Source organism: Pseudomonas sp. Irchel s3b6, assembly GCF_900187415.1.
GTDB lineage: Bacteria > Pseudomonadota > Gammaproteobacteria > Pseudomonadales > Pseudomonadaceae > Aquipseudomonas.
This window is the reverse complement of record NZ_FYDM01000003.1, coordinates 56539-71710: the sequence shown is the minus strand read 5'-3', so window position 1 is coordinate 71710 and position 15172 is coordinate 56539. Positions and strand designations below refer to the sequence as shown.

Here is a 15172-nt window from a genome sequence, read left to right as displayed (position 1 = left end):
CGGATCCAATAAACTGCCGCGAAGCAAGTCCAGGCATTGTTTTAATACAGGCAACTGACAGGCGAACGAACGCCCTCTGATGACGATAGAGCGCTGGGGTTATTTACCCGACCGTTAATAACGGCAATGAATGCATGTATCCACGCAGGGATAATTATTCAGCCTACAGCTGTACTCTCGATTTCAGTCACGCTGTAACACAATGGCGGGATCCGATTGTTTATTACTCTGGTAGCGCCCATCTTGCTGTCGGCCAAGATGAATAATTCGTGTGCCGTCCTTATTGGTCAGCGATATACCATCGGGCTCGGTGAACCAGCCGACCGGGAGTTGCCCGAGCCAGCCGGCCAGGCATTGAACATCGCCGCCCAGGGTTTGATCCGGCTCAAGTTTGAGTGCACAGGTGTTCTGTGGCTGCTGTCGCAGGTGAACCTGCCAGGTACCGGCCAGTTCCGAGGGGTCCGCTAATCTCAGGCTGCTCGCCATGCCAACATCTCCAGAAAACATTATCAGCGTGGCGATCAGCCAGGCCATAGCCTTGTAGGTAAAGGCGTTAATTGTCATAAGGTGTGTGATTCCAGGTTATAGCCCATGCAGCCTCGCCCTTCGCTGGCCAGCCGGCAAGGACAAAGGGCAGCGCACCAGCGCTGCCCCCTTGATCATCGACTCAGGCCACGATATCCGTGGTGGCTGCCTGGCCAACGGTGCTGACCAGGAAGTCAGCCACGCCATGCCCGGAGAAGTCGATGGCCAGACTGCTGCCACCCGACACCATGCTCAACACCGCGTCACCCATCGCACCAGTGAACGCACTGACAAAGTGCAGGCCGGCACCTTTGGTGATGCCGGTCAGGTCGATCTTGTCCATCCCACTGACGAAATCCATAATCTGATCCGCCGCACCCGGTCTTGAATCGGAACTGGCGGCAAACACAAAGGTGTCGGAGCCGCTACCACCCCAGAGTTTGTCCGCCCCTCCTGCCCCATAGAGAATGTCGTTTCCGGCACCGCCCTTGAGCTCGTTGGCCACGGCATTGCCGATCAGCAGGTCACTGCCCGATCCGCCAATGGCGTTTTCGACGGTCACACCCTTGGCAATGGACACGTTGCCCAGCATACCTCCTACATCAGAGAACGAGGCCTCATTGAGGTTGATCTTCTGGTTCTGGGTGAAGCCGGAGAAGTCCAGGGTATCCTTGCCGCCCGCGTCCCACACCGAGAACACCAGCTTGTCCGACGACGAACTGGCGCTCAGGAAATCCCGTCCGGTGTTGGAGTTGAAACCGTAGGTGGTATCCCCGGCACGGGTACTCATGTTGGCACCGTAAAGTTTCTGTACGGCCGCGATATCGTCCATCAGCGGGCCAGACGAATACGCCGTCGAGCCGCCCTTGCTGAAGTTCTGGTCGATATTGCTTTCGCTCCAGTAGCTCATGACGCTGTAGCCGCGGGTGTCTTCGGCGTAGGTCACGTCGCCGTAGGTCGGGTTGCCTTCACCTGCGTTGTAGTCACCAGGGTGCGCCAGGCCCAGGGTGTGGCCGATCTCGTGGGTCAGGGTCTGCCGGCCGTAGTTGTTCAGGCCGGGGGTCTTGTTGACGTTGTAGCCGTCACCCGTCAGGTACCATGACTGACCGTTATAAACACTGCCAGGTTCGGGGAGAAAAGCAAAAGCGGCGCCACCGCTGCTACCGTTGCTGTAGTTGCCGAAGGTCATGTGACCGTCACCACCCGTGGCTTTCTGGGTAAAGCTGACATTGGCGACATCGCCCCACGACTGCATGGCCAGTACCGCCTGGTCTTTTTGCAGCGTGCTGAACTGGCTGAACCTACCGACCTGCAGCGCGGCGAAGCTGGACCCCGGCGACGTGAGGAACGTGTAGGTCAGTTCGATCTTGCCGTTACCGTTGAGGTCCTGCCAGGACGCACCGTCACGCAGAATCTGCGTCGCGGCCTGATCAACGGAATAAGAGGGTTTGCCATTGACCACAAGATTACCGCCACGGTCATACTGATGGCTGAAACTATCGATCTGCGACCAGGCAGTACTGGGGGCGGCCGCCGATTCAATAGCTTTAACTTTTACTTTCGACATAAACACACTTCCTTGTTTTGCAATGGAACAGTTTTTGTCCGATAGCGACAATCTCTGGCGAGATCGTCCTATCACTCGCCCAATGAAGGCGAAAGAAAACTGACACAATTTCAAATCGGACGTCTAGTGTTTTTTTGACGTCAAATTGAACTGCTCCACAAAACAACCCAAAACAATGACCTGTCTATCTGAAGAGTAAGGGTTGTTCACTGTCTGGCGTGGATCGACAAGCAGGGTCTTATTTAAATATTAAATATCAGTACAGTTGTACTTGCGGCCTACGTCGCACTGTTAACAGGGCACTTAGCCATCAACTAAAAGCTGTCCTGCGCATTGAAAGTCCAACTGCAAGACGTATCGCGAATGGGTACGCCTTGCGCGATGAGGGTTGATCACGTCATTCGCACCATAAAGGTGCGGCGAGCCTTTCCCCTTGCGCTACCTTCAGGCATTCAGTGGTCCTTTTTTGGCCGTCCAGCCCTCCGGAACCGCACCTCGGCGGTGCAATTGTCACAATCTTCGTGTCGTACTTTGCTGCCGAAAACCGATTGTCGAACAATTCGAAAAACCCTTCCACATGGCTCTAGATTCTGACCTAGACTCCTGATCGCAAATGGAAACCAGTCGGTCATATTTCGGCGAAAAACCCGAAACTTTCCACCACCGACACGGGTCAGGTGTTAAGAGGGGCCGGCGACTGGTGCAATCCTTGCAATGTCCAAAACAGCCTTCGAGCTTCACCGCAGCGGGCCGCGTTTGCCGCACGTTGCGTAGCGCATTAGCGCCTGGCCAAGGAACCGGCCACTTGCATCACGGGTGAGATGCCTGAACCAGATCAATAAAACGGGAGAACCACATGAACAGTGCCGCTTTAGACATCCAGGAAGAACGTACTCACCAAGCCATCGACGAATCGAGGTCCATGGCCATCCTGGCTCCGGGTTCAAAAACGGTACTGCCTGCTCAACGTCACAATCCGAACAAAAAGAAAGTGCTGTTCGTGACCTCGGAAATCGCCGACCTGGTGAAGACCGGCGGCCTGGGGGACGTGTCGGCCGCACTGCCCCGCGCCATGGCCCACCTGCACGATGTGCGGGTACTGATCCCCGGTTACCCGCAAGTGATGCACAGCGACAACCCGATTCACATCATTGGCGAGCTGGGTGGCCACGCCGCCTTGCCGGCCTGCAAGATCGGGCGCATGGACATGCCCGACGGCCTGGTGATCTACGTACTGATCTGCCCGGAGCTGTACGAACGCGAAGGCTCGCCCTATGGCGCCAACAACGGTCGTGACTGGCCGGACAACCATATCCGGTTCGCCCGCCTGGGCCTGGCTGCCGCGGATATCGCGGCCAACCTGGCGCACCTGCACTGGTGCCCGGATCTGGTGCACGCCCACGACTGGCCCGCAGGCCTGGCCCCGGCCTACATGCACTGGCGCGGGCAACGCACGCCGACCCTGTTCACCATCCACAACCTCGCCTATCAAGGCGTGGTTAGCCTGGCTTCCTGCCCGGAGCTGGGCATTCCCGAACACGCCCTGCAACAAGAAGGCATGGAGTTCTACGGCAAACTGTCATTTCTCAAGGCCGGCATGGCTTATGCCAGCCATATCACCACCGTGAGCGCGACCTACGCCCAGGAAATCACCACCCCAGCGTTTGGTTGCGGCCTGGATGGTTTCCTCGCCAGCAAGACCCAGCAAGGCCTGCTCAGCGGTATCCCCAACGGTATCGATGAGAGCTGGGATGCGGCGACCGATCCGCACCTGCTTTGCCCCTTCAGCATCGGTGATTGGGAAGGCAAGGCCGTGAACGCGGCCCATGTGCGCAAGCTGTTTGCCTTGAAAGAGTCCGAAGGTCCGTTGTTTGCGGTGGTCTCGCGCCTGGTCTATCAGAAAGGCCTGGACCTGACGGAGGGCGTCGCCGAGTACATCGTCAAAGCTGGCGGGCAAATCGCTATCATCGGCCGTGGCGAGCCGGAAGAGGAGCAAGCCATGCGCAACCTGGCCCTGCGTTTTCCAGGGCAGATCGGCGTACGCATCGGCTTCAATGAAACCGATGCCAGGCGCATGTTCGCCGGCAGTGATTTCCTGTTGATGCCGTCGCGTTACGAACCCTGCGGCCTGAGCCAGATGTACGCGCAGCGCTTTGGTTCGTTGCCGGTGGCCCGCAACACGGGTGGCCTGGCCGACACCATCGAGAACGGCGTCACCGGCTTTCTGTTCGACGAGTCCACCGTGGCCAGCTACGAGGAAGCACTGAGCCGGGCGTTCAAGGTCTTTGCCTTCCCCGCCCTGCTCAATGCCATGCGCTGCCGGGCCATGGCCGCGCCCTTCAACTGGTGCAAGGCGGTCGAACCCTACGCCGAACTCTACGAGCAACTGGTCGCCAAGGCTCTGGGCAAGCCGGTCAAGCCATGAGAGGGGTCCTCGAATGCCGCTACGGACTCTGGAAACCTGGCCCCACGGCGCCGTCATGCTGGAGACCGGGCGCACCCGCTTTGCGTTGTGGGCGCCCGATGCTTTTCATGTAAGTGTCGAATTTGCCACGGGGCAATCCTTGCCCCTGCTGCCCCGGGCTGACGGCTGGTTCGTGGCCGACACCCGGTGCCCGGCAGGCACCCATTACCGCTTCAACATCGATGGCGAACTGGACGTGCCGGACCCTGCATCACGGGCCCAGGTCGCAGGTCCCGAATCTCCCAGCGTGGTGGTCGATCCCCTCGCCTATCGCTGGCGGCACCCGGACTGGCAAGGCCGGCCCTGGCACGAGGCGGTGATTTACGAACTGCACGTCGGCCTGCTGGGCGGATTTGCCGAGGTCGAACGCTATTTGCCGCACTGGGTGGAGTTGGGCGTCACGGCCATCGAGCTGATGCCGCTGGGGCAATTTCCCGGCGAGCGTAATTGGGGCTACGACGGCGTGCTGCCCTATGCGCCACAGTCGTCCTATGGTTCGCCCGAAGACCTCAAGCACTTGATCGATACCGCCCACGGCCTGGGCCTGGCGGTGATGCTCGATGTCGTTTACAACCACTTCGGCCCGGATGGCAACTACCTGCCCCGCTATGCCAAGGGCTTTTTTCGCGAAGACCGGCAAACCCCCTGGGGCGCGGCCATCGATTTTCGCCGGCGCCAGGTGCGCGACTTCTTTATCGACAATGCACTGATGTGGTTGCTGGAGTACCGCTTCGACGGCCTGCGCCTGGACGCTGTGCATGCCATCGAGGATCCGGACTTTCTGCAGGAACTCGCGACCCGGGTGCGCCAGCAGGTCGACCCGCCCCGGCACGTCTGGCTCACCGTGGAAAACGAACACAACCAGGCCAGCCTGCTGGAGCAGGGTTTCGACGCCCAATGGAACGATGATGGCCACAATGCCCTGCACGTCCTGCTGACCGGCGAAACCGACGCCTACTACGCCGACTTTGCCGAGCAGCCCACCGAGCAACTGGCCCGCTGCCTGAGCCAGGGATTTGTCTATCAGGGTCACCTCAATCGCCACGGCCAGCCCCGTGGCGAACCCAGCGCCCATCTGCCCCCCAGCGCCTTTGTGCTGTTTCTGCAGAACCATGACCAGATCGGCAATCGGGCTTTTGGCGAACGCCTGCACCAACTGAGCACGCCGCAGGCACTGCAGGCGACCACCGTACTGGTGTTGCTGTCGCCGATGATTCCACTGTTGTTCATGGGCGACGAAGTGGCCGCCGCCGAACCCTTCCTGTTTTTTACCAGCCACCAGGGCGAACTGGCCGAACGGGTGCGCGAAGGGCGACGCAACGAGTTCGCCGCCTTCGCCGCGTTCGCCGACCCGCATCGCCGTGAACAGATTCCCGATCCGAACGCCCCGCTCACCTTTCTCGGCTCGCGCCCGACCTTGACCCCGGGGCCATCCAAATCCCGGCGTGCCACCCATGAGCTCTATCGACAACTGCTGCGCATCCGCCACCGGGAAATCATCCCGCGCCTGCCCGGTGCCCGGGCCCTGGAGACCACGGTGCTGGGAACCGGCGCCCTCAGCGCCCGCTGGCAATTGGGCGATGGCAGCCTGCTGTGCATAAACGTGAACCTGGGGAGTACCGGGGTTGCCCATCTGCCGCCCGCCCATGCCCGGTTGATCTTCGACTACCCTCCCCATACCTTCGAACAGCTGCAACAGGGCACCTTGGCGCCCCATTGCGCGGTGGTCAGCCTGACGGCGGGCACCGCATTGCCATCCCCTACTGGAGAGCGCCCATGAGCGACGCCCAACTGGAAATCCTCGCCAGCCGCGCCGGCCTGGCGGTGGACTGGATCGACGCCAATGGCCGGCCGCAAAAAGTCGCGCCATCGGTGTTGCGGGCTGTTCTCACCGGGCTTGGGCACCCGGCGGGCAGCGCCCAGGAAATCGACGCCAGCCTGCAAGCCTTGCAGCAGGCCCAGGACCGCACGCACTTGCCGCCGCTGATGACCGTCGATGTGGGGCGCGGACTCGACCTCGCGCGCTACTTCGCGCCCTGCACGCCCTGTGAAATTCGCCTGGAAGACGGCGCGACCCTCAACCTCAGGCTCGACGACGATGCCGTCCTGCCAGGACTGATCCCCGTGGGGTATCAGGATGTCAGCATTGCCGGGCATGCCTTCACCCTCGCCGTGGCCCCCTTGCACTGCCATAGCGTGGCGGCGGCGGTGGACAGTCCGACACCTCGGGCCTGGGGCTTGAGCGTGCAGCTGTATTCATTACGACGCCCTGGCGACGGTGGTATCGGCGACACACAGGCCTTGGAGAACCTCGCCCGGGTTGCCGGCGAACGGGGCGCGGAGGCACTGGCGATCAGCCCGATACACGCGATGTTCAACAACGACCCGCAGCGCTATAGCCCCTACTCGCCCTCCAGCCGGTTGTTCCTCAATAGCCTGTATGCCGCACCCGGCGAGATCCTCGGCGAACGCGCGCTGCGCATGGCCATTGACGCCACCGAACTGGCGGACGAACTCAAGCGCCTGGAGAACCAGCCACTGATCGACTGGCCGGCGGCGGCCAAAGCCAGGCAACAGGTGCTGCAAGCGCTGTACGACGGGTTCACGCAAGGCGAACACCCGTTGCACGCCGATTTCAGCAGTTTTCGCCACAGCGGTGGCGAGGCCCTGGAAAACCACTGCCGCTTCGAGGCCCTTCAGGAGGTGTGTGCCGCCCGCGGTGAAAGCCTCGACTGGCGACAATGGCCGTCCCCCTGGCGCAACCCGCGCAGTGCCGAACTGGCCGCCTTTGCCGAACAAAACGCCGGCCGCATCGGCTACTACGCCTTTTGCCAATGGCTGATCGCCCGCTGCCTGCAACGGGCGCAAAACGTGGCCCGCAACAGTGGCATGGGGATTGGCCTGATCGCCGACCTGGCGGTGGGCGCCGACGGAGGCGGCAGCCAGGCCTGGAGCCGCCAGGACGAATTGCTGGCCTCGCTCACGGTCGGCGCGCCGCCGGATATTCTCAACCGCACCGGTCAAGGCTGGGGGATTTCCGCGTTTTCTCCCGAAGGGCTGGTGCGTAACGGCTTTCGTGCGTTCATCGAAATGCTGCGGGCAAACTTCGCCCACGCCGGAGGGTTGCGCATCGACCATGTGATGGGCCTGCAACGATTGTGGGTGATCCCCTTGGGCGCGCCGCCCAGTGAAGGCGCCTACTTGTACTACCCGGTGGATGACCTGCTGCGCTTGCTGACACTCGAATCCCATCGGCACCAGGCAATCGTCCTCGGTGAAGACCTGGGCACCGTACCCGACGGTCTGCGGGAGAAACTCAGCGCACGCTCGATCCTGGGCATGCGCGTGCTGCTGTTCGAGCAGGACCACGGCGCGCGCTTTCGCCCCATTCTCGACTGGCCCGACAACGCGCTGGCCACCACCAGCACCCACGACCTGCCAACGCTCAACGGCTGGTGGCATGGCCGCGACATCGAATGGAGCGCCCGCCTGGGGCTGACCGATGAGCAAGGCGAGCGGCAATGGCGCGAACACCGCCAGCGCGAGCGCGACGGCCTGCGCGGCGTACTGAGCCAGGACCCACAGAACTTCCGCGAGGAAACCCTGGAGACCGATCAAGTGCTCGATGCCAGCGCACGCTTCCTCGGGCATACCCGCGCGCCCCTGGTGCTGCTGCCCCTGGAAGATGCACTGGGGCTTGATGAACAGGCCAATTTGCCTGGCACCCTCGACAGCCACCCGAACTGGTGCCGGCGCTTGCCGGTGGACAGCGAAAAACTGCTGGACGATACCGATGCCGCGCGACGCCTGGAGATGCTCGCCTGTGCGCGCCTGCAGGCCGTTGAGCGTGATCAATGACCCAGGTGTACACCCCACCGCCAAGGGCAACCCTCCGGTTGCAGTTTCATTGTGGCTTCACCCTGGATGACGCGGTGCCGCTGGTGCCGTACTTCAGCGACCTGGGCATCAGCCATCTGTACGCCTCGCCCTTGCTCTGTGCGCGCAGCGGCTCGCCGCACGGCTACGATGTGGTCGACCCCGGCCGGGTCAATCCCGAACTGGGCGGTGAGGCCGCATTGCGGCGCCTGGTGCAGGCCCTGCGCGCCAGGCACATGGGCCTGGTGCTGGACCTCGTGTCCAATCACATGGCCGTCGGCGGCGCGGACAATCCCTGGTGGCTCGATCTGCTGGAGTGGGGGCGGCTCAGCCCCTATGGCGAATTCTTCGACATCCAGTGGCACTCACCGGACCCTTTGCTCGAAGGTCAACTATTGCTGCCGTTTCTGGGTAGCGATTACGGCATCGCCTTGCAGGACGGCACCCTGACGCTACAGTTTGATCCTGAACAGGGCCGCTTCCATGCCCGGCACGCTCAGCACTGTTTCCCGATCTGCCCCACCGACTACGCCCTGCTGCTCAAACCCGACGATGCACTGAGCGCCGATCAGGCCGCCTTCCTCAAGGCCCTGGCTGACCAGTTCACCACCCTGCATTACCAGATCGACGCCCGCGCCCTCGCCGGCCCCTTGCACCAAGCGCTGGCGGCACTGGCCCGAGAGCCCGGGATCGCGCGCTGCATCGCGTTCAACCTGGCCCTGCATGACGCCCGCCAGCCGGAGGGTTTCCAGCGCCTGCACAACCTGCTGGAACGCCAGAGCTATCGCCTGGCCAGTTGGCGAACCGCGGCCGACGACATCAACTGGCGACGCTTCTTCGACATCAATGAGCTGGGTGCGTTGAGGGTCGAACGCCCGGCCGTGTTCGAGGCCACCCACGCCAAGGTCTTCGAGCTGATCGCCAGCGGCCTGGTGGATGGCTTGCGCATCGACCACATTGACGGTCTCGCCGACCCACGGGGTTACTGCCGCAAGCTCAGGCGCCGAGTCGACGCGCTTTCGCCTGGGCGGCACATCCCCCTCTACGTCGAGAAAATCCTCGGCGCCGGCGAAACCCTGCGTCGCGACTGGAAGGTCGATGGCAGTACCGGTTATGAATTCATGAATCAGCTGTCGCTGCTGCAACACGCCCCCCAAGGCGCGCAACCCCTGGCTCAATTGTGGCAGCGCCACAGCGAACGGCCGCCGGCCTTTATCGAAGAAGCCCAGCTGGCTCGCCAGCAAATCCTCAACGGCTCGCTGGCCGGTGACTGTGAAAGTGTCGCCCAGGCCCTGCTGCAAGTGGCCCGGGATGACGTGATGAGCCGCGACCTGACCCTGGGCGCCATTCGACGGGCCCTGCAGGCGTTGATCGTGCATTTCCCGGTGTACCGCACGTACATCGGCCCGCTCGGGCGCTCGACCGAGGACGAGGTTTTTTTCCAGCAGGCCATGACCGGCGCACGCCAGACCTTGAGTGAAGCCGACTGGCCGGTGCTCGACAATATTGCGCTGTGGCTGGGCGGCCAGCCCTGGCGCAAGCGTGCGGTGGGCCGTCAGCGCAAGATCCTCAAGCACGCCTGTGTGCGCTTCCAGCAACTGACATCACCCGCCGCGGCCAAAGCCGTGGAAGACACCGCGTTCTATCGATGCGGCGTGCTGCTGTCGCGCAACGATGTCGGCTTCAATAGCGAACAATTCAGTGCGCCGGCCAGCGATTTCCATGCCGCCTGCCAGCAACGCCTCGAAGCGTTTCCCGACAACCTGCTGACGACCGCCACCCATGACCACAAACGCGGCGAAGACAGCCGCGCGCGCCTGGCCGTGCTCAGCGAGCTCAGCACCTGGTATGCCGGACAGGTCAATGCCTGGCGCCCGCACGCCCAGGCCTTGCGCACCGACCCGCTCGCCCCCTCGGCAGGCGACGAGCTGATCCTCTACCAGACGCTGCTCGCCAGTTGGCCCCTGGAGTTACGTGTAGACGACCTCCCCGGTCTGACAGGCTACTGCGAACGCCTTTGCCAGTGGCAGCAAAAGGCCCTGCGCGAAGCCAAGTTGCAAAGCAGCTGGAGCGCCGCCAATGAGCCCTACGAGCAGGCCGCTCGCGCCTTTATCGAGACACTGCTGCTCACACCGCGAGGCCTGGCATTGCGCACCATGATTGCCGAGACCGCACAGGCGATTGCCTGCGCCGGCGCACTCAACGGATTGGCGCAAACCTTGCTGCGCATGACAGCGCCGGGGGTGCCGGACCTGTATCAGGGCAACGAGTTCTGGGACTTCAGCCTGGTGGACCCGGACAATCGTCGACCCGTGGACTTCAACACCCGTCAGGCCGCGCTGGACCCGATGGCCCCGCCCGGGAAGTTGCTGGAGACCTGGCGCGACGGACACATCAAGCAGGCGCTGATCGCCCGTACCCTGGCGCTGCGCGCCGATTATCCGCAGCTGTTCCGGCGCGGACGCTATGTGCCCTTGCCAGTGTTGGGCAGCCAGGCCCGACGGGTACTGGCGTTTGCCCGTGAGGACCAGGGGCAATGGGCGATTGTGCTGGTACCGATACAGGTTGCCGCACTGCTGGAACGCAGTGCCGAACCCAAGGTCGATGCCCCGCTCTGGGGCGATACCCGGGTCAAACTACCGTTCACCCTGTGCGCTGAAAAACTGAAGGGACTTTTTTCAACACCTGAAGTCACACACCACACAGAACTACTGATCAGTGCGGCGCTGGGGGACTTCCCGGTCAATCTGTTTATCCAGCCTTGAGCTCAACTCAGGAGTATTGCGATGAGTACCGATGACAAACGTATTCGTGAATTTGCCTATCAGATCTGGGAGTCCGAAGGGAAACCCGAAGGCCAGGAAGCACGCCACTGGGCAATGGCCTGCAAACTGGCCGAGGCCGAAGCCCTGGCGCCCGCCAAACCGGTAAAGCCGGCCAAGGCCGTGGCTGTTGCCGGTAAATCCCCGGCGACCAAGACCGGGGCAAAGGCCAAAAGCCCGGCGGGCGCCGTATCAGGCGAAAAGAGCGCCGCGCCAAAGAAGCCCCGGGCGCCTCGCAAGCCGGCCAGTTGAGGGTCGCCTCTGGAAGCGAGTGAGAGACCTGTGGCGAGCGAGCTTGCTCGCGCGGGTGCGCGAAGCGCCCCCAACAAAGCGACTGCGGTCTTTCAGAACGAACTCGGCGATCGTTTTTTGGGGCTGCTGTACAGCCCAGCGCGAGCAAGCCACAGGGGGATGTTTTGAGCAACGCTATCCTTAACTGAACCGCATTACCCGCGAATCGGCCCATGTCGATGCCATGCCGCAGGAGTCTTCATGACCACGCCCACTACGACCACTGCCGAACTCCATGTCGAGGCCACGCGCATCCGTGAAGGCCTGCCCTTTCCGCTGGGCGCCACCTGGGATGGCCTGGGGGTCAACTTTGCGATCTTCTCGGCCAACGCCACCAAGGTCGAACTGTGCCTGTTCGACGATGCCGGCGAGGTAGAACTCGAGCGCATCGAGCTGCCCGAATACACTGACGAAATCTTTCACGGCTACCTGCCCGACGTCCATCCGGGGCTGATCTACGGCTATCGGGTGCATGGGCCGTACGACCCGCAGAACGGCCATCGCTTCAACCCCCACAAGCTGTTGATCGACCCTTACGCCAAGCAACTGGTAGGGCAACTGAGATGGTCCGAAGCCTTGTTCGGCTACACCATTGGCCACCCTGACGCCGACCTCAGCTTCGATGAACGGGACAGCGCACCCTTCGTGCCCAAGTGCAAGGTCATCGACCCCGCGCACACCTGGGGCCGCGACCACCGGGTCAGCGTACCGTGGGACAAAACGATCATTTATGAGACTCACGTGCGAGGCATCAGCATGCGTCATCCGGCGGTGCCGCAGGCACTGCGCGGGACGTTTGCCGGGCTGATGGTCGACGACCTGCTGGAGCACATCCGCAAGCTGGGGGTGTCATCGGTGGAGTTGTTGCCGATCCATGCCTTCGTCAATGACCAGCACCTGCTGCACAAAGGCATGACCAATTACTGGGGCTACAACAGCATTGCGTTTTTTGCCCCCGACCCGCGCTACCTGGCCAGCGGCAAGATTGCCGAGTTCAAGGAAATGGTCGCGCACCTGCACGACGCCAATCTGGAAGTGATCCTGGACGTGGTCTACAACCACACCGCCGAAGGCAACGAACAAGGCCCGACCCTGTCCATGCGCGGGATCGACAACGTCTCGTACTACCGCTTGAAACCCGACGACAAACGCTTCTATATCAACGACTCCGGCACCGGCAACACCCTGGACCTGAGCCATCCCTGCGTGCTGCAGATGGTCACTGACTCCTTGCGCTACTGGGCCGGGGAGATGCACGTCGATGGCTTTCGCTTTGATCTGGCCACCATCCTTGGCCGCTATCACGACGGCTTCGACGAGCGCCACAGCTTCCTCGTCGCCTGTCGACAGGACCCGCTCCTGCGCCAGGTCAAACTGATCGCCGAGCCTTGGGACTGTGGCCCCGGAGGTTATCAAGTCGGGGGCTTTCCACCCGGTTGGGTGGAATGGAACGATCGCTTCCGCGACACCGTGCGCGCATTCTGGAAAGGTGACGATGGCCAGCTCGCCGACTTTGCCGCGCGCATGACCGCCTCAGGGGAAATGTTCAACCAACGCGGTCGGCGACCCTATTCCTCGGTCAATTTCGTCACCGCGCACGACGGCTTCACCCTCAATGACCTGGTCTCCTACAACGACAAACACAACGAAGCCAACGACGAGAACAATCAGGACGGCAGCGACCACAACCTGTCCTGGAACCATGGCATCGAAGGCCCGACCGACAACCGCGGGATCAACGCGCTGCGCCAGCGGCAGATGCGCAACTTCTTCGCCACCCTGCTCCTGGCCCAAGGCACGCCGATGCTGGTGGCTGGCGACGAGTTCGCCCGGACCCAGCACGGCAATAACAATGCCTACTGCCAGGACAGTGAGATCGGCTGGGTCAACTGGGACCTGAGCGACGACGGCAAGGCCTTGCTCAAATTCGTCAAGCGCCTGATCAAGCTGCGCCTGAGCTACCCGATCCTGCGCCGGGGGCGGTTCCTGGTCGGCAGCTACAACGAGGACATCGGCGTCAAGGACGTGACCTGGCTGGCTCCCGATGGTAGCGAGATGTCGACCGAACAATGGCAGGACAGCCACGGTCGCTGCCTGGGCATACTGCTCGACGGTCGTGCCCAGGAAACCGGCATTCGTCGCAAGGGGGCCGATGCCACCTTGTTGCTGGTGGTCAACGCCCACCACGACATCGTCAATTTTTGCCTGCCCGAAGTGCCTGACGGTGGATTCTGGACTTGCCTGGTCGACACCCACCAACCCTCGATTCGTGGCCAGGAACGCTTCGACTTCGATCACCCCTACGCCGTGACCGGCCGCTCGCTGCTGCTGTTCGAACTGCAACGCGAGGAGGATGAGTGAAACCCTGCCCCACGGATCGCACCCAGTACAGTCTTTGAAAAAAAATACTGACCTGCACGCAGGCGGGGGCGACGAACCGCAGGGCATGGACAATACTCAGCGTGCGGCAGTCCAGGGGCAGGATCGCTGAACCCCGGTACAACGAGTGCCCCCGATCTGTCGCCAGGACGTAGCCTGCATCGCGGGTACGACAGATGACCAACCCGTACAAGGACGTATGACCATGAGCCCTACCCCTCTCGTCGACCGCCTGTTGCCTGGCCCCCTCTGGAGCCCGCCCCCGCAAGCGGACCACAGTGCATTCATCCGTCCCCATTCCCTCCTCTGTGCCTGTGTGCGTGCCAGGGTGGTCGCTGCTCGCGGCGACACGTTTGCGCGACCCAGGCTGAACTGCCGGCCATTGCATCAGTCGCATGGATACCCTGTTGCGGATTTCGAGGAGTGAATGTGAACCCCGACTCAGACCAGCAATCGGCCCCCTCGGCCTCGACGGCGACCCATCGCCTCAGGGTGCTGACCGTAAACACCCACAAGGGGTTTACCGCCCTCAACCGGCGTTTCATCCTTCCAGAGCTGCGTGAGGCCGTGCGCAGCACCGCCGCCGACCTGGTGTTCCTGCAAGAGGTGCTGGGCGAGCATGATCGCCACGCGATGCGCCACAACAACTGGCCATCGACCTCGCAGTACGAGTTTCTCGCCGACAGCATGTGGAGCGACTTTGCCTACGGGCGTAACGCGGTCTACCCCGATGGTCATCACGGCAATGCCCTGCTGTCCCGTTACCCGATCCGTCACTACCGCAATCTGGACGTGTCCATCACGGGGCCCGAACGTCGCGGGTTGCTGCATTGCGTGCTCGATGTACCGGGGCACGCCGAGGTGCATGCGATCTGTGTGCACCTGAGCCTGCGGGAAAGCCACCGCCAGTTGCAACTAGCCCTGCTCTGCCAGTTGCTTGAGTCGCTGCCGGGCGATGCGCCGGTGATCATCGCCGGCGATTTCAATGACTGGCAGCTTCAGGGCAACCTCACCCTGGCCCGGCGCGAGGACCTGCACGAAGCCTTCGAGCGTCATCACGGACGACCGGCCAAAACCTACCCGGCCCGGTTTCCCCTGCTGCGCCTGGACCGCATTTACCTGCGCAATGCCAGCAGTCATGAGCCGAAAATCCTCGGCAGCAAGCCCTGGACCCACCTCTCCGACCACCTGCCCCTGGCCGTCGAAGTGCACCTTTGAACCCGACGAAAGGTGCGAAACCAACGCTTG

The 15172-nt window shown here is 62.3% G+C and carries 9 protein-coding genes; 7 read left to right on the top strand and 2 right to left on the bottom strand.

Features of this window, described 5'->3' with window-relative positions:
* Positions 1-183 precede the first annotated feature (183 nt).
* Complete coding sequence (locus CKW07_RS06470; protein WP_095144121.1) at positions 184-564, bottom strand: AprI/Inh family metalloprotease inhibitor; 381 nt, start codon at positions 562-564, stop codon at positions 184-186.
* 103 nt (positions 565-667) lie between these two features.
* Positions 668-2092: a serralysin family metalloprotease gene (locus tag CKW07_RS06465; RefSeq protein ID WP_095144120.1), complete on the bottom strand. Its 1425-nt coding sequence runs from the start codon at positions 2090-2092 to the stop codon at positions 668-670.
* An 856-nt stretch (positions 2093-2948) separates the two neighbouring features.
* Between CKW07_RS06465 and glgA the strand changes: the two genes are divergently transcribed.
* The 7 genes from glgA (at position 2949) to CKW07_RS06430 (ending at position 15142) form a co-directional block, all read left to right on the top strand.
* The gene (glgA, locus tag CKW07_RS06460; protein ID WP_095144119.1) at positions 2949-4517 is read left to right on the top strand and encodes a glycogen synthase GlgA; all 1569 of its coding nucleotides are present in this window, start codon (positions 2949-2951) and stop codon (positions 4515-4517) included.
* A 13-nt stretch (positions 4518-4530) separates the two neighbouring features.
* A complete protein-coding gene (treZ, locus tag CKW07_RS06455; protein WP_095144118.1) occupies positions 4531-6336 on the top strand; it encodes a malto-oligosyltrehalose trehalohydrolase in 1806 nt (601 codons plus the stop codon).
* The gene (gene malQ, locus CKW07_RS06450) at positions 6333-8414 is read left to right on the top strand and encodes a 4-alpha-glucanotransferase (protein WP_095144117.1); all 2082 of its coding nucleotides are present in this window, start codon (positions 6333-6335) and stop codon (positions 8412-8414) included. Before treZ ends, malQ begins: the two co-directional genes overlap by 4 nt.
* Complete coding sequence (locus tag CKW07_RS06445) at positions 8411-11197, top strand: malto-oligosyltrehalose synthase (protein WP_095144116.1); 2787 nt, start codon at positions 8411-8413, stop codon at positions 11195-11197. The genes malQ and CKW07_RS06445 overlap by 4 nt, the downstream gene beginning before the upstream one ends.
* A 21-nt stretch (positions 11198-11218) precedes the next feature.
* Positions 11219-11506, top strand: a complete 288-nt coding sequence (locus CKW07_RS06440) for a DUF2934 domain-containing protein (protein WP_095144115.1) — start codon at positions 11219-11221, stop codon at positions 11504-11506.
* A gap of 240 nt (positions 11507-11746) precedes the next feature.
* On the top strand, positions 11747-13906 hold the full coding sequence (glgX, locus tag CKW07_RS06435) for a glycogen debranching protein GlgX (RefSeq protein WP_095144114.1): 2160 nt from the start codon (positions 11747-11749) through the stop codon (positions 13904-13906).
* 447 nt (positions 13907-14353) lie between these two features.
* The gene (locus CKW07_RS06430; RefSeq protein WP_095144113.1) at positions 14354-15142 is read left to right on the top strand and encodes an endonuclease/exonuclease/phosphatase family protein; all 789 of its coding nucleotides are present in this window, start codon (positions 14354-14356) and stop codon (positions 15140-15142) included.
* Positions 15143-15172: the final 30 nt, after the last annotated feature.

What these genes read in the sequence shown, in the direction of transcription:
- CKW07_RS06470 (WP_095144121.1), bottom strand. Translation starts at nt 564, where the DNA reads ATGACAATTAACGCCTTTACCTACAAGGCTATGGCCTGGCTGATCGCC.
- CKW07_RS06465 (WP_095144120.1), bottom strand. Translation starts at nt 2,092, where the DNA reads ATGTCGAAAGTAAAAGTTAAAGCTATTGAATCGGCGGCCGCCCCCAGT.
- glgA (WP_095144119.1), top strand. Translation starts at nt 2,949, where the DNA reads ATGAACAGTGCCGCTTTAGACATCCAGGAAGAACGTACTCACCAAGCC.
- treZ (WP_095144118.1), top strand. Translation starts at nt 4,531, where the DNA reads ATGCCGCTACGGACTCTGGAAACCTGGCCCCACGGCGCCGTCATGCTG.
- malQ (WP_095144117.1), top strand. Translation starts at nt 6,333, where the DNA reads ATGAGCGACGCCCAACTGGAAATCCTCGCCAGCCGCGCCGGCCTGGCG.
- CKW07_RS06445 (WP_095144116.1), top strand. Translation starts at nt 8,411, where the DNA reads ATGACCCAGGTGTACACCCCACCGCCAAGGGCAACCCTCCGGTTGCAG.
- CKW07_RS06440 (WP_095144115.1), top strand. Translation starts at nt 11,219, where the DNA reads ATGAGTACCGATGACAAACGTATTCGTGAATTTGCCTATCAGATCTGG.
- glgX (WP_095144114.1), top strand. Translation starts at nt 11,747, where the DNA reads ATGACCACGCCCACTACGACCACTGCCGAACTCCATGTCGAGGCCACG.